The 25013-nt window shown below is 60.9% G+C and carries 28 protein-coding genes; 16 read left to right on the top strand and 12 right to left on the bottom strand.

All coding sequences use genetic code 11. From position 1 onward, the window contains the following. Positions 1-53: 53 nt before the first annotated feature. From AADA15_RS05540 to AADA15_RS05525, 4 genes are all read right to left on the bottom strand, one after another. Positions 54-1388 (bottom strand): NAD(P)-dependent oxidoreductase, encoded by a 1335-nt coding sequence (locus AADA15_RS05540; RefSeq protein ID WP_341640543.1) that lies wholly within the window; start codon positions 1386-1388, stop codon positions 54-56. Between the two features lie 154 nt (positions 1389-1542). Then, positions 1543-2181, bottom strand: a complete 639-nt coding sequence (locus tag AADA15_RS05535; protein WP_341640542.1) for a cupin domain-containing protein — start codon at positions 2179-2181, stop codon at positions 1543-1545. Between the two features lie 99 nt (positions 2182-2280). Then, positions 2281-2679: a RidA family protein gene (locus AADA15_RS05530; protein WP_341640541.1), complete on the bottom strand. Its 399-nt coding sequence runs from the start codon at positions 2677-2679 to the stop codon at positions 2281-2283. Positions 2680-2881: 202 nt separating this feature from the next. After that, a complete protein-coding gene (locus AADA15_RS05525) occupies positions 2882-3145 on the bottom strand; it encodes a DUF2312 domain-containing protein (protein WP_192966339.1) in 264 nt (87 codons plus the stop codon). Between the two features lie 193 nt (positions 3146-3338). Between AADA15_RS05525 and AADA15_RS05520 the strand changes: the two genes are divergently transcribed. Beyond that, the gene (locus tag AADA15_RS05520; RefSeq protein WP_341640540.1) at positions 3339-3557 is read left to right on the top strand and encodes a hypothetical protein; all 219 of its coding nucleotides are present in this window, start codon (positions 3339-3341) and stop codon (positions 3555-3557) included. A 72-nt stretch (positions 3558-3629) separates the two neighbouring features. On the opposite strand, the gene AADA15_RS05515 is transcribed toward AADA15_RS05520, so the two are convergent. Then, positions 3630-3845, bottom strand: a complete 216-nt coding sequence (locus tag AADA15_RS05515) for a hypothetical protein (RefSeq protein ID WP_341640539.1) — start codon at positions 3843-3845, stop codon at positions 3630-3632. A 303-nt stretch (positions 3846-4148) separates the two neighbouring features. On the opposite strand from AADA15_RS05515, the gene AADA15_RS05510 reads away from it, so the two are divergent. The 4 genes from AADA15_RS05510 (at position 4149) to AADA15_RS05495 (ending at position 6407) form a co-directional block, all read left to right on the top strand. Further along, positions 4149-5012 (top strand): MBL fold metallo-hydrolase, encoded by an 864-nt coding sequence (locus AADA15_RS05510; protein WP_341640538.1) that lies wholly within the window; start codon positions 4149-4151, stop codon positions 5010-5012. Between the two features lie 106 nt (positions 5013-5118). Next, positions 5119-5547: a YeeE/YedE family protein gene (locus AADA15_RS05505; protein WP_341640537.1), complete on the top strand. Its 429-nt coding sequence runs from the start codon at positions 5119-5121 to the stop codon at positions 5545-5547. Beyond that, entirely contained in the window at positions 5547-5975 is a 429-nt protein-coding gene (locus AADA15_RS05500; RefSeq protein ID WP_341640536.1) for a DUF6691 family protein, read from the top strand. The genes AADA15_RS05505 and AADA15_RS05500 overlap by 1 nt, the downstream gene beginning before the upstream one ends. Before the next feature lie 9 nt (positions 5976-5984). Next, positions 5985-6407: a protein tyrosine phosphatase family protein gene (locus tag AADA15_RS05495; protein ID WP_341640535.1), complete on the top strand. Its 423-nt coding sequence runs from the start codon at positions 5985-5987 to the stop codon at positions 6405-6407. 182 nt (positions 6408-6589) lie between these two features. Here the strand turns inward: AADA15_RS05495 and AADA15_RS05490 are convergent, their stop codons facing one another. The 5 genes from AADA15_RS05490 to AADA15_RS05470 form a co-directional block, all read right to left on the bottom strand. After that, entirely contained in the window at positions 6590-7930 is a 1341-nt protein-coding gene (locus tag AADA15_RS05490; protein ID WP_341640534.1) for a FliM/FliN family flagellar motor switch protein, read from the bottom strand. Positions 7931-8015: 85 nt separating this feature from the next. Beyond that, positions 8016-10700, bottom strand: coding sequence for an ATP-binding protein (locus tag AADA15_RS05485; RefSeq protein ID WP_341640533.1), 2685 nt, complete (start codon positions 10698-10700; stop codon positions 8016-8018). Continuing rightward, a complete protein-coding gene (locus tag AADA15_RS05480; RefSeq protein ID WP_341640532.1) occupies positions 10700-11092 on the bottom strand; it encodes a hypothetical protein in 393 nt (130 codons plus the stop codon). Before AADA15_RS05480 ends, AADA15_RS05485 begins: the two co-directional genes overlap by 1 nt. Continuing rightward, a complete protein-coding gene (locus AADA15_RS05475) occupies positions 11089-11469 on the bottom strand; it encodes a response regulator transcription factor (RefSeq protein WP_341640531.1) in 381 nt (126 codons plus the stop codon). Before AADA15_RS05475 ends, AADA15_RS05480 begins: the two co-directional genes overlap by 4 nt. 95 nt (positions 11470-11564) lie before the next feature. Then, complete coding sequence (locus tag AADA15_RS05470; protein ID WP_341640530.1) at positions 11565-12863, bottom strand: short-chain fatty acyl-CoA regulator family protein; 1299 nt, start codon at positions 12861-12863, stop codon at positions 11565-11567. A gap of 234 nt (positions 12864-13097) precedes the next feature. On the opposite strand from AADA15_RS05470, the gene AADA15_RS05465 reads away from it, so the two are divergent. The 8 genes from AADA15_RS05465 (at position 13098) to AADA15_RS05430 (ending at position 19992) form a co-directional block, all read left to right on the top strand. Next, entirely contained in the window at positions 13098-14444 is a 1347-nt protein-coding gene (locus AADA15_RS05465) for a substrate-binding protein (RefSeq protein WP_341640529.1), read from the top strand. A gap of 143 nt (positions 14445-14587) precedes the next feature. Continuing rightward, positions 14588-15619 carry a branched-chain amino acid ABC transporter permease gene (locus AADA15_RS05460; protein ID WP_341640528.1) on the top strand — a complete coding sequence of 344 codons (1032 nt, stop codon included), beginning with the start codon at positions 14588-14590 and terminating at the stop codon, positions 15617-15619. Positions 15620-15623: 4 nt separating this feature from the next. Then, a complete protein-coding gene (locus AADA15_RS05455) occupies positions 15624-16826 on the top strand; it encodes a branched-chain amino acid ABC transporter permease (protein WP_341640527.1) in 1203 nt (400 codons plus the stop codon). 12 nt (positions 16827-16838) lie between these two features. Then, positions 16839-17594, top strand: a complete 756-nt coding sequence (locus AADA15_RS05450) for an ABC transporter ATP-binding protein (protein WP_341640526.1) — start codon at positions 16839-16841, stop codon at positions 17592-17594. 12 nt (positions 17595-17606) lie between these two features. Continuing rightward, positions 17607-18362: an ABC transporter ATP-binding protein gene (locus AADA15_RS05445; protein ID WP_341640525.1), complete on the top strand. Its 756-nt coding sequence runs from the start codon at positions 17607-17609 to the stop codon at positions 18360-18362. 243 nt (positions 18363-18605) lie between these two features. Then, complete coding sequence (locus AADA15_RS05440) at positions 18606-18854, top strand: PepSY domain-containing protein (RefSeq protein ID WP_341640524.1); 249 nt, start codon at positions 18606-18608, stop codon at positions 18852-18854. 74 nt (positions 18855-18928) lie between these two features. Beyond that, positions 18929-19471 (top strand): cytochrome b/b6 domain-containing protein, encoded by a 543-nt coding sequence (locus AADA15_RS05435; protein WP_341640523.1) that lies wholly within the window; start codon positions 18929-18931, stop codon positions 19469-19471. Beyond that, positions 19468-19992, top strand: a complete 525-nt coding sequence (locus AADA15_RS05430) for a helix-turn-helix transcriptional regulator (protein WP_341640522.1) — start codon at positions 19468-19470, stop codon at positions 19990-19992. Before AADA15_RS05435 ends, AADA15_RS05430 begins: the two co-directional genes overlap by 4 nt. 2 nt (positions 19993-19994) lie before the next feature. Here AADA15_RS05430 and AADA15_RS05425 read toward each other — a convergent pair whose 3' ends face one another. Further along, entirely contained in the window at positions 19995-20798 is an 804-nt protein-coding gene (locus AADA15_RS05425; RefSeq protein WP_341640521.1) for a 3-hydroxybutyrate dehydrogenase, read from the bottom strand. Beyond that, on the bottom strand, positions 20795-22303 hold the full coding sequence (locus AADA15_RS05420; protein ID WP_341640520.1) for a class I adenylate-forming enzyme family protein: 1509 nt from the start codon (positions 22301-22303) through the stop codon (positions 20795-20797). The genes AADA15_RS05425 and AADA15_RS05420 overlap by 4 nt, the downstream gene beginning before the upstream one ends. A 101-nt stretch (positions 22304-22404) precedes the next feature. Between AADA15_RS05420 and AADA15_RS05415 the strand changes: the two genes are divergently transcribed. From AADA15_RS05415 to accC, 3 genes are all read left to right on the top strand, one after another. Then, on the top strand, positions 22405-22941 hold the full coding sequence (locus AADA15_RS05415; protein ID WP_341640519.1) for a LuxR C-terminal-related transcriptional regulator: 537 nt from the start codon (positions 22405-22407) through the stop codon (positions 22939-22941). Between the two features lie 186 nt (positions 22942-23127). Further along, positions 23128-23619 carry an acetyl-CoA carboxylase biotin carboxyl carrier protein gene (gene accB / locus AADA15_RS05410; protein WP_341640518.1) on the top strand — a complete coding sequence of 164 codons (492 nt, stop codon included), beginning with the start codon at positions 23128-23130 and terminating at the stop codon, positions 23617-23619. Between the two features lie 9 nt (positions 23620-23628). Further along, positions 23629-24978 (top strand): acetyl-CoA carboxylase biotin carboxylase subunit, encoded by a 1350-nt coding sequence (gene accC / locus AADA15_RS05405; RefSeq protein ID WP_341640517.1) that lies wholly within the window; start codon positions 23629-23631, stop codon positions 24976-24978. The last annotated feature ends 35 nt before the right edge of the window (positions 24979-25013 follow it).

Here is a 25013-nt window from a genome sequence, read left to right as displayed (position 1 = left end):
ATCTGTTCCTTTTCATGCTCGCCTGCCGCCCCAGACCGGAACGGCGGGCTGGCTTAGCCCATCAGGCTGGAATGAATGTCCATTGCGGCATCGCGGCCCTCGGCCACGGCGGTCACGGTCAGGTCCTCGCCGCCCGAGGCACAGTCGCCCCCGGCCCATACACCGGCAACCGAGGTGCGCCCGGTCTCGGAAACCTTGACCTTTCCGCCCTCGATCTTCAGCCCGTCCGGCTGACCTTCCAGGGTTTGACCAATCGCCTTGAAGACCTGATCCGCCACCAAACGCACCGTTTCGCCGGTGCCCGTCACGCGACCATCCTTCACCTCGGTGTACTCCAGTTCGATCTCAACTGCGGCGCCGTTGCCATGGATCGCCTTGGGCATGACATTGAACATCAGCTTGACGCCTTTCGAGGCGGCCAGATCCTGCTCGAACCGGCTTGCACCCATGGCCTCGCGGCCACGCCGGTAGGCGATCGTGACGTTCTCTGCACCCAGAAGCTTGGACTGCACAGCCGCATCCACCGCGGTCATGCCACCACCGATCACGACGACGTTGCGCCCGACAGGCAGCTTTGTCAGATCCTCGGCCTGACGCAGATCGGCAATGAACTCTACCGCATCGCGCACGCCGTCCTTGTCTTCGCCCTCGCTGCGCAGAGCATTGACGCCACCAAGACCAATCGACAGGAAGACCGCATCAAAGTCCCCCTTGAGCGCGTCAAGCGACAGCTCAGCCCCAAGCTTCTTGCCATACTCCATTGAAATGCCGCCGATTTGCAGAAGCCATTCGACCTCGCGGGCCGCAAAATCATTGGTAGATTTATAGGCGGCAATACCGAATTCATTGAGACCGCCGGCCTTGGCCTTGCTGTCATACACGACAACATCATGCCCAAGCATGGCCAGGCGGTGCGCAGCGGACAGGCCCGCAGGGCCCGCGCCCACAACTGCCACGCGCTTGCCTGTGCCTTCGGCGCGGGTAAAGGGGTGAATGCCCTTTGCCATCAGGGTGTCGGTGGCATAGCGCTGCAGGCGGCCAATTTCGACAGGCTTGCCCTCTGCGGTCTCGCGCACGCAGACTTCTTCGCACAGGGTCTCGGTCGGGCAGACACGGGCGCACATACCACCCAGAATGTTCTGTTCGAGGATCGTCTTGGCTGCCGAAACCGGGTGCCCTGCCTGAATCTCACGGATGAACTGCGGAATGTCGATCGAGGTCGGACAGGCCGTCATGCACGGCGCATCATAGCAGAAATAGCAACGATCTGCGGCCACGGCGGCCTCGTGCTGATCGTAAGGGGCATGCAGATCCCCGAAATTCTCGGCGATCTCGGGGGCGGACAAACGTCCCGCCTGGATGCCGGATGCCTGATGGCTACTCGCCATTGGGTGTCTCCCTGACTGTTCTTTTTTCTGCGAGTCAGACTGCCACAGATTGTTTTTTTATCAACTGGTAAAATTTTTGATGCACCAAAAAAAAATCGGCCGCCCCTCAGGAGCGACCGACAAATCACTGATTTCAATCAGAAATAATGACCGCCTAGAAATTCAGCATTTGCGCGAGGTGTCCGGTCTTCATCCAGACACGCGCGCCATCCGGGCCTGCTTTTGCCTCAAAATGCGCTCCCGGCGGCAGGCGCAACCAGTCCCAGCGGGAGAAAACCTCACCATCTTCCTGGTAGTTGCCCTCAAGGACAAAGACCTCAGCGCCACCTTGAGCCACGAACGAGACTTCCTCATCCGGGGCCCATGTCGCCAACTGCACATCCTCGTGCTCGTCCCGGAACAGCGGCAGCGTGTCATGCCCGTTCGTGTCGATCTGAACGGTCTGGCGATCGCCCGGGTCGAACTGGTGCAGTTTGACAAGGATCGTCGCGCCATCCAGCGCGGCCGGGGTATGGCGCGAAGTCGGCGGGTTGCGCACATAGGAGCCGACCGGAAAATCGCCGTCCTCGTCCTGGAACACGCCATCAAGGACGATGTATTCCTCTCCGCCATCGTGGGTATGGGCCTTGAAAGCAGAACCGGGTGCAAAACGGACGATGGAGGTTGCACGGGCGACCTCCTCCCCGATCCGATCCAGCATCTTGCGCTCCACCCCCGCGGCGGGGCTGGGCACCCAAGGGGTGTCCTCATAGTGCACGGCGACACGTTTGGTGAAATCTGCATTGATCCGCATTGAGAGCCCTCCATCTGATAGATTCAGACATGGGGCGCCCAGCTTGGATTTCCAACCGCTTTCACCAGGTCCTCTGCTGCGGACAGCTATCGCATGGGATTATGTCGGAAGGACCGCAGTCGCTTCGATCTCGACCTTGGCCTCATCCTCGACCAGAGCGGAAACCACAACCATCGTCATGGCCGGGAAATGATAGCCCATGACATCGCGGTAGGCTTTGCCGACCTCGGCCTGATGTGCAAGGTATTCGGCCTTGTCGGTCACATACCAGGTCAGACGGGTGATATCGCTCGCCTGCCCCCCGGCCGCCTCCACCACATCCAGAATATTGCGCAGCGCCTGGCTCATCTGGCCGATAAAATCGTGGGTTTCAAAGACCTGATCGGCCGTCCAGCCGATCTGACCGCCGACAAACAGCAGCTTGCCTTCGGCCACCATGCCATTGGCATAGCCCTTGGCCGGTTTCCAGCCTTCGGGATGCACATTGATTGCGGGCATGAGCAGCCTCCTCACTCGGTTCTTGTCTGTTGCCCTGCCAATATCGGACAGCTCGGAAAATACTTCAAGCTTAAAATTTCATATATAAAGAGTTTCCAGGCACCACCAGACAATGCCACCAAACTCCAACCGGAATGAAAAACGCCGCGTCCCGGAAAGGAGACACGGCGTATAAGCTGCAAGCTTCGCGGCCAACGGCGGCTCACATGCCCAGAGCTTCCTTATACATGTCCAGGACCGCCTCTTCCTCGGCGATGTCGTCCTTGTCGCGCTTGCGCAGGGCAATCACCTTGCGCATGACCTTTGTGTCATAGCCGCGCGCCTTGGCTTCGGCCATCACCTCTTTCTGTTGGTCAGCGATGTCTTTCTTCTCGGCGTCCAGACGCTCGAAACGCTCGATGAACTGGCGCAGCTCTCCGGCGGTCACACGGTAGTTTTCGCTTTTTTCGTCTTCGGTCAGATCCATTTCCGGCTCCGTCAGCAAGGCATGTCAAAACAGTCGATGAAAGGGGATAGCGATCCCGTCAGAGCACTGCAAGCCGCGAAAGCGAGGCGCCGGCTGAAAGGCGGTCATTTGCGCACGCAGCAACAGAGCCGCCCCCTTGCATCCTCAGGGCCGATCCGTTAGGCGCAGCGGCAGTCAACAGCGGGAGACAGGCATGTTCGAAATCCTCGTCTGGGTCGGTGCGGCCCTTTCCGTTGCCGGTCTTCTGGGGCTGGTCTGGTGCATCCTGCGCGTCGCAAAGGCCCGCCGCCAGAAACTGGACGACGACGCCTTGCGGGCCGTGGTTCAATCCGTGCTGCCCTTCAATCTCGGCGCACTTTTTCTATCTGTGATCGGATTGATGCTGGTGATGGTCGGGATCTTTTTGTCCTGACCCCCTTATGAGCTAAGCTCCACCGGCTTTGGCGTGGCCAGGCATCACGGCCACGCTTTAAAAGCCTGCCGATCAAACCGGCATATTATCGAAGCGATCCTCGGTGGCCTCTTCGAGAATGGCATATTCCACTCTGCGCAGCTGTGCGGAAATCTCAGCGTTGCTGCGACGCAAGCGTGACATGACCGACAGGAATTCGTCGATGAGTTTTGTGCGCGCAGTTCCCGAAGCGCCGCGAATGTCCTTTTCAAGGCGCAACGCCATCTCCGTAAGGTTTGTACTCGTCATGCTCACTCCTCCCTTGAGTGCATCCAGTCTGCCAAAGAAATGAAACAGAAATAAAGCGTTTGACGCCACCAAGCTGCCCGATGTGCGGACAGGGGGCATTTTTTCCGAAGCTTTTGCTCAACAGACAGGCACTGGTCTTTGCGATGGAGCAGATTTTGACCCCAAGTCTTCCGCCTGCCCTGCTACACTACGCAGGCCATCTTGCCGCGCGTCCCACAGGAATTTTCGGGAATGTCGCGACAAGGGTTGCAACACATTCAGCTTTCGATATATGTACAAGGAAACCCAAGGGAGTGTCCCAACATGAATCCAATCGTCAAAGCCTTCTTCGACGAAGCCACAAACACCGTTTCCTACGTTGTCCGCGATCCGAACGGCAGCACCTGCGCCATTATCGATTCGGTTCTGGATTTTGATCATGCCTCTGGCAGGACCGACACCAGTTCTGCCGATGAAATCATCGCCTGGATTGAGGCCGAAGGGCTGAAGACCGAGTGGATCCTGGAAAGCCACGTCCACGCAGACCACCTGTCCGCAGCGCCCTACCTGCAGGAACGTCTTGGCGGCAAGATCGGCATCGGTGAGAACATCACCATCGTCCAGGATACCTTTGGCAAGGTCTTCAACGAAGGCACCGAGTTCCAGCGCGATGGCAGCCAGTTCGACCAGCTGTTCAAGGAAGGCGACAGCTTCATGATCGGACAGTTGCGCGGCGAGGTGCTGCATACACCCGGCCATACGCCCGCCTGCCTTACTTACGTGATTGGTGATGCGGCCTTTGTTGGTGATACGCTGTTCATGCCCGATTTCGGCACCGCACGCTGCGATTTTCCGGGGGGCTCTTCGGAAACGCTGTTCCAATCGATCCAAAAGATCCTCGCCCTGCCGGATGAGACACGCATCTTTGTCGGCCACGACTACAAGGCACCCGGCCGTGACGAATATGCCTGGGAAACCACGGTCGGAGAGCAGAAAGCGCTCAACATCCACATCGGCCAAGGCAAAAGCATCGAAGACTTCGTCTCCATGCGCGATGCCCGCGATGCAACGCTCGGCATGCCGCGCCTGATCCTGCCGTCGCTGCAGGTCAACATGCGGGCCGGCCAGATGCCGGAACCGGATGAGCAAGGGGATGTCTTCCTCAAGATCCCCGTCAACAAGATCTAACCGCCAAGGCGCTGCGCCCATTGGGGTGGATGCAGCGCCTTGGACACTGACCGGGTGCTGCAAGCACGTCAAAGAAGCAGCGCCCCACATCAAGGAAACGCGAAACATGGAAACAGACTGGATCTGGGGTCTCGTCGGGGGCGGAATCATCGGCCTGGGCGGAGCCGTCTACCTTTTGGGCAATGGCCGCGTCATGGGCGCGAGCGGCATTTTCGGCGGCCTGATCGATGGCAGCGGCTGGAACAGCCTATGGGAGCGGGTCGCCTTTCTGGTCGGCGTCATCGTCACGCCACTGATCCTCTGGCCGATCTATAACGTCGAGATCGACACGCACATGACCACCAATGTCTGGGTAATCATCGCGGCGGGTCTGCTGGTCGGCGTCGGCACCCGGATCGCCAATGGCTGCACATCTGGCCACGGCGTCTGCGGCATCTCGCGTTTTTCCCTGCGGGGCATCGTTGCGACCGTCTTTTACATCCTGGCGGGTGGTCTGACACTTGCCATCTTCCGTCATGTGCTGGGGCTGATCTGATGCGTCTTATCCTTTCTCTTATCGCGGGCAGCCTCTTTGGCGGCGGCCTGTTCATTTCTGGCATGACCGACACCACCAAGGTTCAGGGCTGGCTTGATGTCTTTGGCAACTGGGACCCCACGCTGGCCTTTGTGATGGGCGGCGCGGTCATTCCGATGTTCTTTGCCTGGCGCCTGACACATGGGCGCAAACCGCTGGTCGGTGGCGACTTCCCCACTGCACGCCCGGAACTGGATCACCGCCTGGTCACGGGCTCCGTCCTGTTCGGCATGGGCTGGGGGCTGGCTGGCCTGTGTCCGGGGCCGGCTCTCGCCTCCCTCACCTACAATGGCTGGGAAGGCGTGTTGTTCCTGGCCGCGATGGCCGCAGGCATGTTGATCTCCGCTCCGGTCGGCGCACAACTGGACCGCCTCGCAGCAAAGGCGTAAAGGAACACCATGCAAGCTCGTGACATCACCCCCCGCTACGCCGTCTCGCCGCAGATTTCGGTCGAAGACATTCCCGCAATCGCAGAGGCCGGTTTCAAGCTGGTGATCTGCAACCGGCCCGACGAGGAAGTACCGCCAAGCCACCAGGCCGCCGCCATCCGCGCGGCCGCCGAAGCTGCCGGCCTGCAGTTCGAACAGCTGCCGCTGACGCATCAGACCATGACGCCCGAGAATGTTGCGCGCCAGCGCGCGCTATATGAGGGCGCCAACGGTCAGGTTCTGGCCTATTGCGCCTCCGGCACCCGCTCCTCTGTTGTCTGGGCATTGGGCCAGGCCAAGGATCTGGGAGCTGACGAGGTCCTCGCAAAGACCGCAGCGGCAGGCTATGCGCTCGACGGGTTGCGCCCCGCGCTTGAGGCCGCGGCCAACTGATATCAACTTTTCCAGCTCTTTTTTTCAGACGACCAACCACCACTCACGAAGCCAAAGACCCCGGACGCAAACGCCGGGGTCTTTTCTTTGGCCGAAGGGCCAGGATCCGTTGAGACGTCAAAGCCATGTCCGCAGGCAGGTGTGACCCTTTTCCTGCGACATCCAGCACAGGGGCCTGCGCCTCAGCCGGAGCCAAGGCCCGCAAGCTTGGATATTTCAGCGGCGGCATCGTCCGGGTCAAAACCATCCAGATTTCCATTGGGGAGCGCGGGCAGATCATCCAGGCCTCCACCAAGGTCCCCCCCCAGATCCCCGCCAAGGCCGCTTCCGAAATCAGCGCCCAGATCGCCACCCAGATCACCGCCAAAATCACCGCCCAAATCACCGCTGAAATCGCCGCCGAGGCCAGCACCAAGGCCACCGCCGAGGTCGCCGCCAAGACCGCCCATCTCTCCCAGACCGCCGGTATCGAAGTCGCCGCCGAGGCCACCACCCAGATTGTTGTCCAGCGGATCCTGCAGATCCTCTGCCGCGATACCAAGGTCGATCGTTGGCATGTCGTCGTCAGGCATCGGCAGGGCGTCAGCGCCGACGCCACCCGAAAATCTCATTTCGCCCATGTCCGTATCGCTGACCAACTTGGTCCGCGGCTGGTTGAGACGCACTGCGCGCGCCCCGTTCAACTGCCCAAGCCGACCCTGCGCAATGGACTGACCGCCGACGGCCTGAAGATCCGTCTCATACAGGAAGGCCTGATCCAAAGGCAGGACATCCCCGACCTTGAGACCAGAGAATTCATTGAGCGGCACCCGCATCTTGCACAGGACAGCAGACAGCTCCGCCCGCATCGCCCCCATGTTACGCCCCAGTGACGGCCCTGTTGCACCGCCGTGGCCCAGTTCTTCCGGCGTCGGCTCGGGGAGGATAAGAGTGAGCTCACCCTGCATCGCCCCGATGGCCAGATCAACGGTCAACGACAAGACCCGGTAATCATCGGCCTCAAGCCCAAGAGCGAGGCTGCGCACATCTTCGACCTGAGCGCCGAAGCGATAGCCCGAAAAGATCAATTGGTCGGACTGCCCTTCGAGCATCAAGACCACCTTTTTCAAGGCCCTTTCGAGGAAATCTGCAGTCATGGCCGCATCTGTCGGCGTGTAGTGACGCTCGGATGGCGCCTTGCCCAGCACCTGACCGATTGTCTGCTTCTGAATCAGGGCCGTAACGAGAGCGGCATCCAGCGTTGCCGCCCCGATCCGGCCATTCGGCCCATCCAGAACGACCAAAAGATGTTTGTCAGAAAGGTGTTCGGGCAGTTCCTCGGGGCTGCGGTTGGCTTGCCGCGCGGCCAGAACCGCCAAAGGAAGATCACAGAGATCAGCGGCCGCACGCGCCAAAGATCTGCGCAGCGCCTTGAGGGTCAGCGAGCTCTTGAGCGCGCCGGACCCTTCCTTGGTCGCCGCCAGCTTGCGCGCAAGAACCCCCGCCTTGCTGCCTGCCGAATCCTGAGTTGTCGTATCGGACATACGTATTGAACCTGAAACCTTGCCGCCTCTTGTCTCTGTTTTAGACCGCGTAGGGTTACCAATACCTTTATTCCGAGCAGAGTTCTCAGTTTAAAGTGGCATTTTCGCAGGCAAGGGGCAGGATGACGCGGAAGGCACCGCCGGGACGTCCGGGAAGGTAGGAAATGTCGCCGCCGATCCGCTGGGTAATCTCACGGCAAATCGCCAGCCCAAGCCCGGCCCCACCGGCGCGCTCGGGCCTAACCCTTGAAAACTTCTCGAAAATCATCTGTTGATACTCTGGTGAGATGCCACTTCCATTATCGATGAAGTCAATGGTCAGCTGCGACTCGTCGCGATGCACGTCGATAGTCAACTCGGGGCTTTCTGCGTCGCAGTATTTCTGCGCATTGGCGATCAGGTTGATGAAGACCTGCGCCAAGCGGTCCAGGTCGGAACGGATCGCAACAGCCTCGTTCTGCGGATGGCGCAGAACACGGATCGGGGCATCAAATCCGGCGACGGCCGTGGAGACGGCATGATCCAGCACCTCTTGCAGGGTCCCGTTTGTCATGTTGAGGCTGACCTGTCCGCTTTCCAGCACGCTCAGATCCAGCAGATCGTTGAGCAGCCGCGTCAGGCGCAACGCCTCATCGTGAATGATGCTAGCGTAACGCGACTTGCCCTCCTGATCGAGCGAGGTGTCATCCCGCAGAATCTCGGAAAAGGCCCGGATGGAGGTCATGGGCGTGCGCAATTCGTGGCTGACCTGGCTCAGAAACGCATCCTTCTGCTGTGATATCTGCGTCAACTTCTCGTTTGTTTCCTGTAGCTTGCGAGCGGTACGTGACAGTTCGTCCGATTTCATTTCCAGGCGGCTGGAATATTCCAGCATCTGCGCGGTTTCATCGGCAACCGCCAAAAGATCTTCGACCGAAACCGATGAGCCGCCAACAATCTGGCCAATCATCGCATGGGCCGCCGCCGTGCCGATAGAGGCGCTCAGTTCCCGCTCGAGACGCTCCAGAAACACCGGGGTCGGCTCGGGCAGGCTGCCGCGCCCGCCCTGCCGGACCAATTCGCGCTGGAAAAACGCCTGGGCCTCGGTTGCCCCGAGGATCCGCTGGGACATGACCATCAGATCTTCGCTTTGCGCAAATGATCCTGTCCAGCCGCGCGGACCGGAGGAATGATCGAACACATTGACGAACTGTGCCCCCTGGAGGCGCTCCATCGGGCTGGGGAAACTGGCAAGCGAAACGGCACAGAACACAACCGTATTGAGGCTCATGGACCAGATCACGGCGTGCACCGTCGGATCCAGCGCCTCGATACCGAACAGTGCGTGCGGGCGCAGCCAGGACAGTCCGAACAGCCCATCGGCCAGAACGCTGTCCGGCAGCACCCCGCCCCCCAGAGTGGGCAGAAGCATCGTGTAGGCCCAGATGGCAAAGCCGACGCTGATCCCCGCAAGGGCACCGGTGCGTGTGGCGCCGCGCCAATACAGGCCTCCGACAAGGGCCGGCAGCATCTGGGCGACCCCGGCAAATGAGATCAGACCAATGGCCGCCAGCGCCGCACCGCCGCCCGACAATTTGTAATAGAAATAGCCAAGAAGCATGATCACCGCGATGGTGATCCGCCGCGCGAACAGAACCACGTTGCGCACATCGCCGGAAACCGAGGCTCCAGGTCCCTGCGTGCGCAGCCAGATCGGCATCACGATATGGTTCGACACCATGGTCGACAGCGCCATGGCCGCCACGATCGCCATGGAGGTCGCCGAAGAAAACCCGCCAAGGAAGGACAGCATCGCCAGCCCCTGCTGACCCTGCGCCAGCGGCAGGGTAAGGACGAACAGATCCGGGTTCGAGCCCTCGGGCAGCAGTTCCAGACCGATCGCGGCGATCGGCACCACGAACAGGGACATGAGCATCAGATATAGCGGAAAGGCCCAGGCAGCGACGCGCAGGTGGCGCTCATCTTCATTCTCGACCACCATTACCTGGAACATGCGCGGCAGGCAGACAAACGCCGCTGCAGACAGGAAGGTGATGGCCGCCCAGCGACCGCCGTCCACCTGCCACTGACCGATCCGGGAGGCATCGATGCGCGCGAAGGTCTCTGAAACCCCGCCGGCGATTCCCCAGACCACAAAGATCCCGACCGCCAGAAGTGCGAAGAGTTTCACGACCGCCTCAAGCGCGATGGCCGTCACCACGCCGTGATGGCGCTCATTGGCATTTAGATTGCGCGTGCCAAAAAGAATCGCAAAGACCGCAAGACCAATCGCAACCCAAAGGACCGTTGTTGTCTCATTGAGGCTCCGCACCGGGTCAGCTTCGGCGAAGATCGAAAACGACAGGGTAATCGACTGCAATTGCAGCGAAATATAGGGCGTCACACCAATCACCGCGAGCAGGGTCACTCCGATGGCCAGGGTATTGGACTTGCCGTAGCGGGCAGACAGGAGGTCGGCAATTGAGGTCACACGCTGGCTGCGCCCGATCCGGACCAGCTTGCGCAGGCCCCACCACCAGCCCACCATGACCAGGGTCGGCCCGAGGTAGATGGTGACGAATTCAAGACCGGATCGCGCCGCATAGCCCACTGCCCCGTAAAAGGTCCAGGCCGTGCAGTAGATCGAAAGGGACAGGGTATAGGTCAGCGGAGAGCGCATCCAGGCGGCGCTCACCCCGCGACTGGCCATCCTGTCAGCAAGGAAGGCGACAAAGAACAGGAGCGCCACATAGCCAAGGCAGACCAGCGCAAGGACATTGAGCGAGGCCATCAGTGGTCCTTTGTGTCCGCCCGGCGCCGAAGGTCATCACGCGCTGCCGCCAGCGTCGTCTCCTGCTCGAGGTCGGCCTCTGCGTGCCCGCCAGCGGTCCAGTGCTCGGCCCAGTGCTGCACCGCCTCGCCAAAGGCGATACTGACCGCTATTAGCCCGGCCCAAACCAGGAAAACATAGGTAATGGCCGAGGACATGCGCATGCCGCCATGGGTGCCCGGCGCAGGATAGGGGTCGGGATCAGGCCACATCAGCGGGATGGCAAAGAGCACCGCACCGAGGATCGGCAGCAGACGGGCAATATCCATCAGGCGCCGACGACGATAGGTGCGCCGCTCCACAAAAGGCGCGGTGATCTCATCCTGGCGCCCAGCCCCGTCGCCCCGGATCATTGGCGACTTGCTTGAGCATGCAGATCGCGCACGGCGGTCAGCACTTCGGCATTGGAAAACGGCTTGGTCATGAAGCGGGTCACCCCGGCCCGCTCGGCCATTTCCCTGTCCTTCATCTGGCCCCGGGCCGTCAGCATCAGAACCGGCAGCGCTTTAAGGCTTTCCACCTCGCGCAGCTCTCGGATGATCTCGAGGCCGCTTTTTCCGGGCAGCATCAGGTCCAGGATCACCAGATCCGGCTGCGCGCTCTGGATCAGTTCCACAGCGCCCGCACCATCGGCATGGGCATCAACGCTCCAGCCATCACGGGTCAGAAGGAACCGGATCGCCTCGGTGATATTCGGTTCATCCTCGATCAGAATCACATGTCTGCTCATCGGCAGAATTTCCTCCCAGCGCCGCTCCCCGGACCTGTTTGGCCCCAACGCGAATTTTGATGTCGCGCCAGACTACCCCCCGAGGTCGGCACCTGTCAAAACTCTTCCTTAAGGATCGACGGCTCGCGCCGGGCCGGGCAGCCGCGGCGCGGACAGATCCGGCAACTGGCGCCCACCGGCTGAGCATCTTCGGGAATGTCGCTTTGCGGCAGGATCAGCATCACCGCGTGGTAAAGCGGATCGCTGTCAAAGTCCGGCGTGGTGCGTTCCCATGCGACGGCAAGACATTCAAAGGCGAGCGCGGAGCGCCCCTGTTGAACCACGTTGCGCCGCACCGGAACATGCGGGCGCGCAAGGGCCGTGTAGATCGGCCATAGCGGGCAGGATGCGCCAAACCGCGGCAGAGCAAAACCCGTCACCGGTTTGCGCACCAGGATCGATCCCGAGGCATCGCAGATCACAAGGCCCGCCTCTTGCCCGAGGATTTCGAAGGGCAAAAGACCGAGACGGCGCAGAACCGTCGGAAGGTCGCAACCGAACCGGCGCGCCAATGCCGCGGGGTTCACCCCCTCCTCCTCCAGCGCGGCCTTCAACGGCTCAAGCGGCAGAGCCCGGGCGTCGCTCTGGTATTGCTCCAACGCGCCCCGCGCGATCAGGCGGGCCGAGTCGCTCACCAGATCAGAGGCATGTGCAATCAACTCTTCCGGCGTGGCCGAACCGTCCTCAAGCGCGGGAAAGTGATACCCCTGCGCCAGGAAATAGGCTTCGGCCTCTTCATGCGGCACACCGCGCCGGTCCGCGCCCGCATTGCTTTCATCAAGGAAACTGACAAGGGCGCGGCTGCTTTCGGCCAATCGGCGGGAATCCTCGTTGAGGTTCCTGTGAAAGCGGTCCCGCCACTCCGGCTCAAGCTCGCCGGTCTCCGCCAGGATCGAGGCGGTCGAGCGGATCGCCGCCGCCGTTGACAGCACCTCATGCAAAGAGGCGGCCAGGTGCGGGTCATGTGTGAGGCGGTCCGACAGCGTCTGAACAGTGCGTTCAAGCGTGGCGATACGGCGATGACTGGTGGCCAGGACCTCGGCCCAGCCGGGGAAACGACCCGCGAATTCATCCGCCCGGTCCAGTTCGGCCACCGGCACGCCGCTGTCAACGGCCGCTTCCCTCAGGTTGGCGATCAGGGCCGCCTCGGCCCCCTCGCTCAGCATCGAAGGCTCCACCCCCAGAACCTGCGCGATCCCCACCAGGAGTTTACCGCCGATTCTGCGCCGGTTATGTTCGATCAGGTTCAGATAGGAGGCCGATATGCCCGCCGCGCGCGCCAGTTCCGCCTGGCGCAGCCCGAGGATGAGTCGGCGTTCCCGAATTCTGCTGCCGGTGAGTGTGTCCCGTGTCATTGCAGACCTCTGCCTCAAAAGGGCGCTATTTCAATCACTTTCCGCAATGCAGCATAAAAAACTTTACAGAACACCACGGAATACTGTTCATTTATTTACACAATAACTCTGAATTACAAAGGATTTATTGCGCGATTTTACAAGCAGCCCTCATACTGATTTTGCACGAGAACCGTGCCAACGCCGAGCGGAAGTGAGGAGCTGCCTGGCGTTAAAATCTTAAGGGAGGATTACATGTCCAAATCTGATGTCTCGCGTCGCGGGGTACTGAAATCTGGTGCGCTGATGGGTGCCGGCGTGGCATTGCCCACGATCTTCACCGCGCAGAGCGCACATGCATATACCAACGAGCCGACCGGCAGCACCGTGACCCTCGGCTTCAACGTACCGCAAACCGGCCCCTACGCCGACGAAGGTGCAGATGAGCTGCGCGCCTACCAGCTGGCGGTGGAGCACCTCAATGGCGGCGGCGACGGCGGCATGATGAGCACCTTCAGCTCCAAGGCGCTGAAAGGCAACGGCATCCTGGGCAAGGAAGTCAAATACGTTACCGGTGACACCCAGACCAAGTCTGACGCCGCCCGCGCATCGGCCAAGTCGATGATCGAAAAAGACGGCGCGATCATGATCACCGGCGGCTCGTCCTCTGGTGTGGCCGTGGCCGTGCAGGCGCTCTGCCAGGAGGCAGGCGTGATCTTCATGGCGGGTCTGACTCACTCCAACGACACCACCGGCAAAGACAAGCGTGCCAACGGTTTCCGCCACTTCTTCAACTCCTACATGTCCGGTGCGGCTCTGGCTCCGGTTCTGAAGAACGCCTATGGCGCCGACCGCAAGGCCTATCACCTGACCGCGGACTACAACTGGGGCTACACCACCGAAGAAGCGGTGAAATCCTCGACCGAAGCCATGGGCTGGGAAACCGTCGCAGCAGTGAAAACACCGCTGACCCAGACCGACTTCTCGTCCTACATTGCGCCGGTTCTGCAGTCCGGCGCCGACGTTCTGGTTCTGAACCACTACGGCGGTAACATGGTGAACTCGCTGACCAACGCGGTTCAGTTCGGCCTGCGCGACAAGATCGTGAACGGCAAACAGTTCGAGATCGTCGTTCCGCTCTACTCGCGCCTGATGGCCAAGGGTGCGGGCGCCAACGTGAAAGGCATCTTTGGCTCCACCAACTGGCACTGGTCGCTGCAGGATGAAGGTTCCAAGGCCTTCGTGCGCTCCTTCGGCACCAAGTACGGCTTCCCGCCGAGCCAGGCCGCGCACACCTGCTATGTGCAGACCATGCTCTATGCTGACGCCTGTGAGCGTGCCGGCTCCTTCGCGCCCTGCGCGGTTGCCGAAGCGCTGGAAGACTTCGAGTTCGACGGTCTGGGCAACGGCAAGACGCTCTATCGCGGCGCCGACCACCAGTGCTTCAAGGACGTGCTCGTTGTGAAGGGTAAAGAAAACCCGACCTCCGAATTCGACCTTCTGGAAATCGTGGAAGTCACCCCGGCGGCTCAGGTCACCTATGATCCGAACCACCCGCAGTTCCAGGGCGGTGCCTTGGGTACCTGCAACAACGGCGCATAATCCCCGCGCCTTGAGTTGACGTGAACAAACGGGCGGCGGGCTCTCTTCGTGACGGCCCCCGCCCTCTTTGACCACTTCCCCCACAGTCGCCCGCTCCCCGGGCATTTTCGCTTTATGCACTCACACTTTCCAAGGGTGGGACAATGGACGCCATAATCCTTCAAATCCTGAACGGGCTCGACAAGGGCTCGGCCTATGCGCTGATTGCGCTGGGACTCACACTTATCTTCGGCACATTGGGCGTTGTGAACTTCGCCCATGGCGCCCTGTTCATGATCGGGGCCTTCTGCGCGGTGACGCTGAGCCGCATCCTGACGCTGAGCCATACGATCATCGACGAAACCCAGAAAGACTTTCTCGGCAACCCGCTGAAGGTGGACGTTCCTTACGTACACGGCCTCTTCGGAGAGGCAGCAGGCAATACAATCATTGACTGGGCGGTGCCGCTGTCGGTGCTGTTTGCGATCCCGATCATGATCCTTGTCGGGGTCATCATGGAGCGCGGGCTGATCAAGCATTTCTACAAGCGCCCGCACGCAGACCAGATCCTGGTGACCTTTGGCCTCGCCATTGTCCTGCAGGAAGTGATCAAATACTTCTACGGCGCAAACCCGATCCCGACCCCGGCGCCCGAGGCCTTCAAGGGTTCCCTGGATTTTGGTGCGATGATCGGTTTTGATCCCAATATTATCATCTACCCCTACTGGCGGATCATCTACTTTGCCTTTGCAGCCGTGATCATCGGCGCCGTCTTTGCCTTCCTGCAGTTCACCACCTTCGGAATGGTCGTGCGCGCCGGCATGGCCGACCGTGAGACAGTGGGCCTCCTGGGTATCAACATCGACCGCCGGTTCACCATCATGTTCGGCATTGCCGCCGCCGTGGCGGGGCTTGCCGGCGTCATGTACACGCCGATCAACTCTCCCAACTATCATATGGGCATGGACTTCCTCGTGCTCTCATTCGTGGTGGTGGTTGTCGGCGGCATGGGCTCTCTGCCTGGCGCGGTTCTGGCAGGGTTCCTTCTGGGCATTCTCGAAAGCTTTGCCTCGATGCGTGAAGTCATCGACATCATCCCCGGCATCAACCAGGTCATCATCTATCTGGTCGCCATCATCATTCTGCTGACCCGTCCGCGTGGCCTGATGGGCCGTAAAGGCGTGATGGAGGAGTAACAGCATGTTCAATCTGGAAAAATCCGATCTTACCCTGCTGATCGCAGTGGCGGTGCTGACCCTGTTCGCACCCTTCATCCTGAACCCCTTTCCCGCAGACAGCGCCATGGCGCAGTTCAACGCGGGCTATCCCGACCTGATGCAGCGGTTCGTGATCTTCGGGATCTTCGCCATCGGGTTCAACATTCTCTTCGGCCTCACCGGCTACCTCTCGTTCGGCCATGCGGCCTTTCTGGGGGTCGGATCCTATGCGGCGGTCTGGATGTTCAAACTGCTGAGCATGAACGTCATCCCCGCCATCATCCTATCGGTGATCGTGGCCGGGTTGTTCTCGCTGCTTATCGGCTTCATCAGCCTGCGTCGCTCGGGCATCTACTTCTCGATCCTGACGCTGGCCTTCGCGCAGATGATGTTCGCCCTCGCCTATTCGGTTCTGACGCCGATCACCGGCGGGGAAACGGGCCTGCAGCTGGCGCTGGACGATCCGCGGATCCTGGGCCAGAGCCAGACGCCGGAAGGCAACATCCCGGTCCCCGGCCTCTTTGGCCTCGAGATGCGTGACAGTCTCGACATGGTCATCGGCAGCTGGACCTTCACCTTCAACGTTGGTTACTATTTCAGTGCGCTGGTTCTGATTGCCTCCTTCTATCTGGCGATCCGCATCTTCCGCTCGCCCTTTGGCATGATGCTGCGGGCGGTGAAGTCAAACCAGCAGCGGATGAACTATACCGGTCTCAACACCCGCCCCTACACGCTTGCGGCCTTTGTGATCTCGGGCATGTATGCCGGTCTCGCCGGTGGCCTGATGGCTTCGATGGACCCGCTGGCAGGCGCCGAGCGCATGCAGTGGACCGCTTCGGGCGAGGTCGTTCTGATGACCATCCTCGGCGGTGCGGGCACCCTGATTGGCCCGGTTCTGGGCGCGGGCTTCATCAAATACTTCGAGAACATCTTCTCGAAGATCAACGCCACCATCCTGCATGAATGGTTCGCCTTCCTGCCTGACGGTCTTGAAGACTTCATCGTCGCCGTCCTCTACCCCTTCATCGGCAAGGGCTGGCATCTGACGCTTGGTATCCTGTTCATGATGGTTGTGATCTTCCTGCCCGGCGGCCTCGTGGAAGGTGGTCAGCGCATCGCAGCCTGGGTCAAGAGACGCAAGTCCGGCAAGACCTCGGCTGACGGCAAAACCGAACCTGCGGAATAAGGAGACCGACCAATGGGTATTCTCGAAGTCAAAAACGTAGGTAAGCGGTTCGGCGGCCTTCAGGCGCTGTCGGATGTAAACCTCAGCGTCAAGGAAAACTCCGTTCACGCCATCATCGGGCCGAACGGGGCGGGCAAATCCACCCTCTTGAACTGCTTGGTCGGCAAGCTGATCCCCGACACCGGATCGGTCATGTTCGACGGTCAGTCTGTGCTGGGGCGTGCGCCTTATGAAATCAACCAGATGGGCATTTCCCGCGTGTTCCAGACACCCGAGATCTTTGGCGATCTGACGGTGATGGAAAACATGCTGATCCCCTGTTTTGCAAAACGGGACGGCGCGTTCGAGCTGAACGCCATCCGCTCGATCAAGGATCAGAAGGACGTGCTGGAAAAGGCCGAACAGATGCTGGTTGAAATGAACATGGCGGACAAGCGGCACATGCATGCCGCCGCCATGTCACGCGGCGACAAGCGGCGTCTTGAGATCGGCATGTGCCTGTCGCAGGAGCCGCGTCTCTTGCTGTTGGATGAACCCACCGCCGGCATGGCGCGGGCCGACACCAACAATACCATCGATCTGCTGAAACAGATCTCGGAAGAGCGCGACATCACCATCGCCATCATCGAACACGACATGCATGTGGTGTTCAGCCTTGCCAACCGGATCACCGTTCTGGCCCAGGGCACCCCCCTGGTCGAGGACGATCCGGAAAACATCCGCGGCAATCCCAAGGTGCGCGAAGCGTACCTGGGCGAAACCGCATAAGGAGAGAGACAGATGAACGTCAAACCGGATTTCTCCAAGAACGCCAACCAAGCGACGACGGCTCCGGCCTTCCTGTCGGTCTGGGACATGCACGCTTATTATGGCGAGAGCTACATCGTGCAGGGCATCAACTTCAACGTCCACGAAGGCGAGATCCTCGCCCTTCTGGGCCGCAACGGTGCCGGAAAGACCTCGACCCTGCGCTCGATCGCGCGCATCGGCGATCCGCAGGTGACCCAGGGCGAGATCTGGCTCGATCACCAGCCGCTGCACCTGATGTCCAGCCATGAGGCCGCCACCGCTGGCCTGGGCTTGGTGCCCGAGGATCGCCGCATCATCCCCGGCCTCACGGTCGAGGAAAACCTGCAGCTGGCCCAGATCGCTCCGCCTATCGGTTGGTCGATCGAGCGCCTTTATGACCTGTTCCCCCGCCTTGGCGAGCGGCGCAAACAGGAGGGCGTGACCCTTTCGGGTGGTGAGCAGCAGATGCTGGCCATCGCCCGTGCGCTGGCCCGTGACATCAAGGTGCTCCTGCTGGACGAACCCTACGAGGGTCTGGCACCGGTGATCGTGGATGAGATCGAAAAGACCCTCATCCACATCAAGGAACAGGGCATGACGACCATCCTCGTGGAGCAGAACGCGGTGCGTGCGCTGGAGCTTGCAGACCGGGCCGTGATCCTGGACACCGGCGGGATCGTCTTTGACGGCACCGCATCGGAGGTTCTGGAAAACGCTGAGCTGCGTGCAGAATACCTGGCGATCTGATCCGACATCTCCCCCCTCGCACCGGCCATTGGGTTGGTGTGGATCCTTCAAGGGCCGTCTCCTGCCGAGACGGCCCTTTTTGTGTCGGCAAGAGGAGAAAGGCGCATAAACCGCGGTTATAGACGCCTTCAAGCAGGTCTCTGTCTACCTCTCCGCCTATTATCGTCGGCTGCTTGCTCTCCAATGTTGGTGACACGGCGCCCGCAAGCCTAGCGGGCCAAACTCACATCAAGGAGACAACTGATGTTTGCACGTTCCGCCCAAATCCTCGCTCTGGCCCTTATGGTTCCCGTTGCCGCTTTCGCCTCGGACAACAAGCCCAGCGCCGAGGTCGAAGCCAAGATCCGCACCACGCTCACCGAACAGGGCTATGAAGTGCGCAAGATCGAAAAGGAAGACGGCCTCTACGAGGCTTACGCCATCAAGGACGGCAAGAAGCTGGAAATCTACATGAACGACAAGATGGAAATCATCCGCGTCAAGGAAGACTGATCTTTCGTCCGCATATCCTATCGGCAGGTGCGGTCCCCTCCGCCCTGCCTTTCTCCCAATAACAGGAGACCGCCATGCAAAGTCACTATGTCTGGGATCCGCTGGTACGCCTGTTCCACTGGTCGCTTGTCCTCCTCTTCACGCTGAATGCGCTGGTGATTGACCCCGATGCCAAACTGCATGAAACTCTGGGTTATGTGGTTCTGGGCCTAGTCGCCGCACGGCTGGCCTGGGGGATGATCGGCAGTCGCTATGCACGGTTCTCCAGCTTTCTGCCCAGCCCCTCCGGAGCGGTGGAGCAACTGACCGAAATCGCCACCGGACGTACAAACGCGCACAAAGGTCACTCCCCCCTTGGGGCGCTGATGATCTACAACCTGCTGCTGAGCCTCATCGGGATCGGGGCAACCGGATATCTGATGACCACCGATATGTTCTGGGGCACAGAATGGCCCGAAGAGCTCCATGAAGCGCTGGTCACATGGGCCGAAATCTCGGTCGTGTTGCACATTGGCGCTGTCATTTTCGAAAGCCGCCGCACCCGGATCAATCTGGCCCGCGCGATGATCACCGGCTACAAGGAGATGCCGACACCACATGCGGAGCCAAGGCCTTGAGCAGCACCCGAACCGACCCGGCCAAACCCGCCGTCCTGATCGCCCTCATCGTCGTGCAGTCCATCTGCGCGGCGATCTTCCTTGGCGATATCGTGGCGGACCTTCTGATGCCCGGTGCGATGCAGACCGAGGGACGCCATGCCGTCCTCGAAGCGATCGCCACCTTTGGGCTGATCGCCGCTATTTTCGTTGAGGGGCGCATCCTGATGTGGCTGTTGCGGCGCAAGGCGCATCTTGAGGACAGCCTGCGCAGTGCACAGGGCGCCATACAAGAGGTGATCGATGCCGAATTCAGCGCATGGAGCCTGACCCCCGCAGAGCGCGATGTGGCGACCTTTCTGGTCAAGGGCCTCAGCACCGGCGAGATCGCCCAGATGCGCGGCAGCGCCGAGGGCACGGTCAAGGCGCAGCTCAATGCGATCTATCGAAAATCAGGGAGCGCCAATCGGGCCGAGTTGATGAGCCTGCTGATCGACACCCTAATGGGGCAACGCCCTCAGGCTTCCTCACAGGATCAATAAGGCTACTGTGCCGTCCAGCCTCCATCCACGGGAATGGCCGTGCCAGTGACGTTATGAGCCACCGGCGCACAGAGCCATAGCGCCAATGCTCCGATTTCAGAGGGATCCGACAGACGCTGGCTGGGCTGCTTCTCACTTAGAAGATCAGCGATACCTGCGGCCCTGTCACCGCCCATCTGCGCCGCCCGCGCCGCCACCTGCGGTTCGATGATCGCGGTTTCGGTCCAGCCCGGACAGATGCAGTTCACGGTAATGCCACCGGTCTTGCCGTCGCCCTGATTTGCGTATTCCAGCGCCGCGACCCGGCTAAGGCCAACAAGGCCGAACTTTGCCGCTACATAGGGCGCCTTGTCCTTGCTGGCCACGAGCCCATGGACCGATGCGATATTGATCACCCGACCATAACCGCGCTTCGCCATCCCCGGCAGCGCCGCCTGCATGATGTGAAAGGCCGCCGAAAGGTTCACCGCCAGGATGGCATCCCAGGTTTCCCGGGGCATCTCTGCCAGGGGAGCGGTCTTCTGAATGCCAGCGTTGTTCACCACGATATCGGCCCCACCCCAGTCAGCGACCGCGTCCATCAACGTATCGATCTCTTCCGGGTTGCTCAGATCACCCGGAAAGAACCGCGCTTCGGGGGCACCGGCCTCCTTCAGGGTCTGTACCGCAGCCTGCGCGGTGGTTTCGTCCGCGATCCCATGCACAGCAATCCGTGCGCCTGCCGCAGCCAGTTCCCGCGCGATGGCCAGACCTATCCCCTGCACCGACCCCGTGACAAGCGCCGTCCTTCCGTTCAGATCCGTCATGCCTTTTCCTCCAGCATTTTGCGCAGCTCGGTCTTCAGGACCTTGCCGTAGTTGTTCTTGGGCAGATCCGGCAGGGTGATATAGGCCTTGGGCCGCTTGAACCGCGCGATCTGATCATTGCAAACGGCGTCCAGCTCTGCCTCGTCCGCTGTCCCGACGATGAAGGCCACCACCTCTTCGCCCCAGTCGGGATGTTTGCGCCCCACGACGGACACCTCCTGAACGTCCGGGTGCATCAGAAGCACCTCCTCCACCTCGCGGGGATAGACGTTGGAGCCCCCGGTGATGATCATGTCCTTGGAACGGTCCTGAAGCGTCAGGTATCCGGCATCGTCCATTACCCCCATATCGCCGGTCATCAGCCAGCCGCCCTTCAGAGTTTTTGCGCTGGCCTTGGGGTTATTCCAGTATCCGGGCATCACCGCATCACCGCGGACCATGATTTCACCGATGGTGCCGGGCCGCAGAATCTCGCCCTCGGGCGTGCCGATCTGCACCTCCACCGGACTTTGGGCGCGGCCAACGCTGGCGAGGCGCGCGCGCCAGTCGGGGTGGCTGCGGTCAATCACATCGTGACGCGGCAAGGCGGTGATACCCATCGGGCATTCCCCCTGACCGTAGATCTGCACGAAGACCGGCCCGAAATGATCCACCGCGTCGATGATATCGGCCAGATACATAGGGCCGCCTGCATAGACCACGGTGCGCAGGCCCCTGCCGGTGCGACCGGTCTGTTTTGCCACGGCTGTCATGCGGGTCACCATGGTGGGCGCTGCAAACATCTGCACGCGCCCGAAATGCTCGGCCAGATCGAAGATCTCTGCCTCGTCAAACCCGCCAGAGACCGGGCAGACATGCGCCGCCCCCACCAACACATGCAGCATGTTGTAAAGGCCTGCACCGTGGCTCATCGGCGCGGCATAGAGGATCTGGTCCTCGCCCGTGGCCTGGTCCACGTCGACAAAATAGGCCAGCGAGACCGCAACCAGCATCCGATGGGTAATCATCACACCCTTGGGCCTGCCGGTGGTGCCCGAAGTATAGAACAGCCAGGCCAGATCCTCAGGCGCCCGCCGCAACGGTTCTGCAATGGGATCGGTTGCCCGCGCCGCAGCATAGGCGTCGCTGGCAAGATCGACGATCTCGACTGTTGTGTCAGCTTTGGCCAGAGCGTTATCCAGTCCGGTTGAGGTAAAGACCAGCCGCGTGCCTGAATCCGACAGGATATAGGCCGCCTCGCGCCCGTGGAGCTTGGCGTTGATGGGAACCGCCGCCGCCCCCGCGTACCAGATCCCATACAGCGTGGTCAGGTAGTCCGGGCAGTTCTTCATGAAGATCGCAACCCGGTCCCCCGGCTTGATCCCATTGCCGATCAGCCAGGCCGCAACCCGCGCCGCGCACTCGTGAAACCCGCCATAATCCACCACCTGATCCTGCCCCAGAAACAAAGCAGGACGCGCGCCATCCGACGCCGCGCGACGCGCCAGCCAAAGACCGATATTCATGTTTGCCCTCCCAATCCGCACATCCTCTTTGCGGAATAAATCCTTGTCTCACGCCACCCTGCCCCCTTCAATTCCGCAAAAATACCCGGTTAAAAGGGACCATGACAGATATCGCCTTTGACCATGCCCCCGTTGGCCTTGCCGTTCTGGAACGCCGCGTGATCAAGCGCTGCAATCTGCAGTTCGCCGCAACCTTCGGCGGACAGCCGCAGGACTATGAAAACCTGCTGATCGCCGACCTCTACCCCACTCAGGAAGAGTTCCAGCGCATTGGTGCCCTTTTGCAGGAAGAAGAGCACCGCACTGGCAGTTACAGCGACGAGCGCATCATGCGTCGCCGTTCGGGAGAGTTGTTCTGGTGCCGGGTACGGGGACGGTCGGTGACCCCAGAGGCCCCGTTTCAAACCGGCATCTGGTCTTTTGCGGATATCTCGGACGATCGCCCGGTCGTAAGCCTCACCCCGCGTGAGCGCGAGGTTGCGATTCTGACCTGCAAGGGCCTGTCGGCGAAGGAGATCGGCGCCAAACTGGACCTGTCTTATCGCACGATCGAAACGCACCGCGCGCATCTATTGGAAAAGTTCGGTGCACGAAAGCTGCCCGAACTGGTCGCCAAACTGACCGGCATGCCGCTTTGACCGCCTGCACAGAGGTCACCCGCCCCCATCTGCGATTGCGAATCCCTGGCGTCGCCCCCATGTTGTGCGCAGTACAACACCGCATGAACGGCGGCGCTTTCCTTGTGGTAAAGCTTGGCCTATAAGCGCTCCTAATTTGCCGCCTGCGACATGATGGCAGGCATGGCGGAACCGGCTGAGGAAAAAATGACAGAAAAAACGCACGAAGCTGACGTGGCATTCATCAAGGCGCTGGCCGAGCTGCTGCGCGAGAACGACCTGACCGAACTGCAGGTGAAACGGGATTACGGCGAGGACGACAGCCTGAACGTGCGTGTCTCGCGCCAGACTGTTGTTGCGGCCCCGGCCCCTGTTCCGGCCATCGCGGCCCCTGCCGCCGCACCTGCTGCAGCTCCGGCCGCACCGGCAGCTACCGCCGCGGCCCCGGAAGATCCCGCCAGCCACCCTGGTGCCGTGACCTCTCCGATGGTCGGTACCGTCTACCTGCAGCCCGAACCCGGCGCACCGTCCTTCATCAAGGTGGGTGACAGCGTAAGCGAAGGCGATACCCTTTTGATCGTCGAAGCCATGAAGACCATGAACCACATTCCGGCGCCCAAATCCGGCACCGTCAAGCGTATCCTGGTCGAAGATGGCGCCGCCGTGGAGTTCGGATCCCCCCTGGTCATCGTCGAGTAAGGATCCCTCATGTTTGACAAGATCCTGATTGCCAACCGCGGCGAAATCGCCCTGCGCGTGATCCGGGCCTGCCGCGAGATGGGCATCCAGTCGGTCGCCGTGCATTCCACCGCCGACGCGGATGCGATGCACGTGCGTATGGCCGACGAATCCGTCTGCATCGGACCGCCTGCGGGCAGCCAAAGCTACCTGTCGATCCCCGCGATCATCTCGGCCTGCGAGATCACCGGAGCTCAGGCGATCCATCCCGGCTATGGCTTCCTGTCCGAGAACGCCAACTTCGTGCAGATCGTCGAAGACCATGGCCTGACCTTCATCGGCCCTTCGGCTGCGCATATCCGCATCATGGGTGACAAGATCACCGCCAAGGAAACAGCCAAGGAACTTGGCATTCCGGTAGTGCCCGGCTCGGATGGTGGTGTGCCCGATACGGCCACGGCCAAGGCGGCTGCCGCTGATATGGGCTACCCCGTGATCATCAAGGCCACGGCCGGCGGCGGCGGGCGCGGCATGAAGGTCGCCCGCAATGAGGCCGAGCTGGAAGCAGCCTTCTCCACCGCGCGCTCCGAAGCCAAGGCCGCCTTTGGCAACGACGAGGTCTACATGGAGAAATACCTCCAGAAGCCCCGTCACATCGAGGTCCAGGTCTTTGGCGACGGCAAGGGGACCGGCCTGCATCTGGCCGAGCGGGACTGCTCGCTTCAGCGCCGTCACCAGAAGGTATTCGAAGAAGCGCCCGGCCCCTCGATCACGCCCGAAGAGCGTGCTCGGATCGGTAAGATCTGCGCTGATGCCATTGGCAAGATGGGATATTCCGGTGCCGGAACCGTGGAATTCCTCTATGAGGATGGAGAATTCTACTTCATCGAGATGAACACCCGTCTGCAGGTGGAACACCCGGTGACCGAAGGGATCTTTGGTGTCGATCTGGTGCGCGAACAGATCCGCGTTGCAGCCGGTTTGCCGCTGTCCTTCACCCAGGACGATCTGGTGATCAACGGCCACGCCATCGAAGTGCGGATCAATGCCGAAAAACTGCCGAACTTCACTCCCTGCCCCGGCAAGATCACTGCGTTTCATGCGCCCGGCGGTCTGGGTGTCCGCATGGACTCGGCATTGTATGACGGCTATTCGATCCCGCCCTACTACGACAGCCTCATTGGCAAGCTGATCGTCCACGGCCGTGACCGTCCCGAAGCGCTGGCCCGACTGAGCCGCGCCCTGGGCGAGCTGATCGTGGATGGCGTCGACACCACCGTGCCACTGTTCCATGCTCTGCTGCAGGAACGCGACGTGCTGACAGGTGACTATGACATCCACTGGCTGGAACGCTGGCTGCAAGAGAACATGGCCGGATAAGGCCAAGACTGTCGGCAGGGCGCATTCAAACAAGC

Source organism: Phycobacter sedimenti (assembly GCF_038148855.1).
GTDB classification, from domain to species: Bacteria; Pseudomonadota; Alphaproteobacteria; order Rhodobacterales; family Rhodobacteraceae; genus Phycobacter; species Phycobacter sedimenti.
This window is presented reverse-complemented; position numbering and strand designations above follow the sequence as displayed.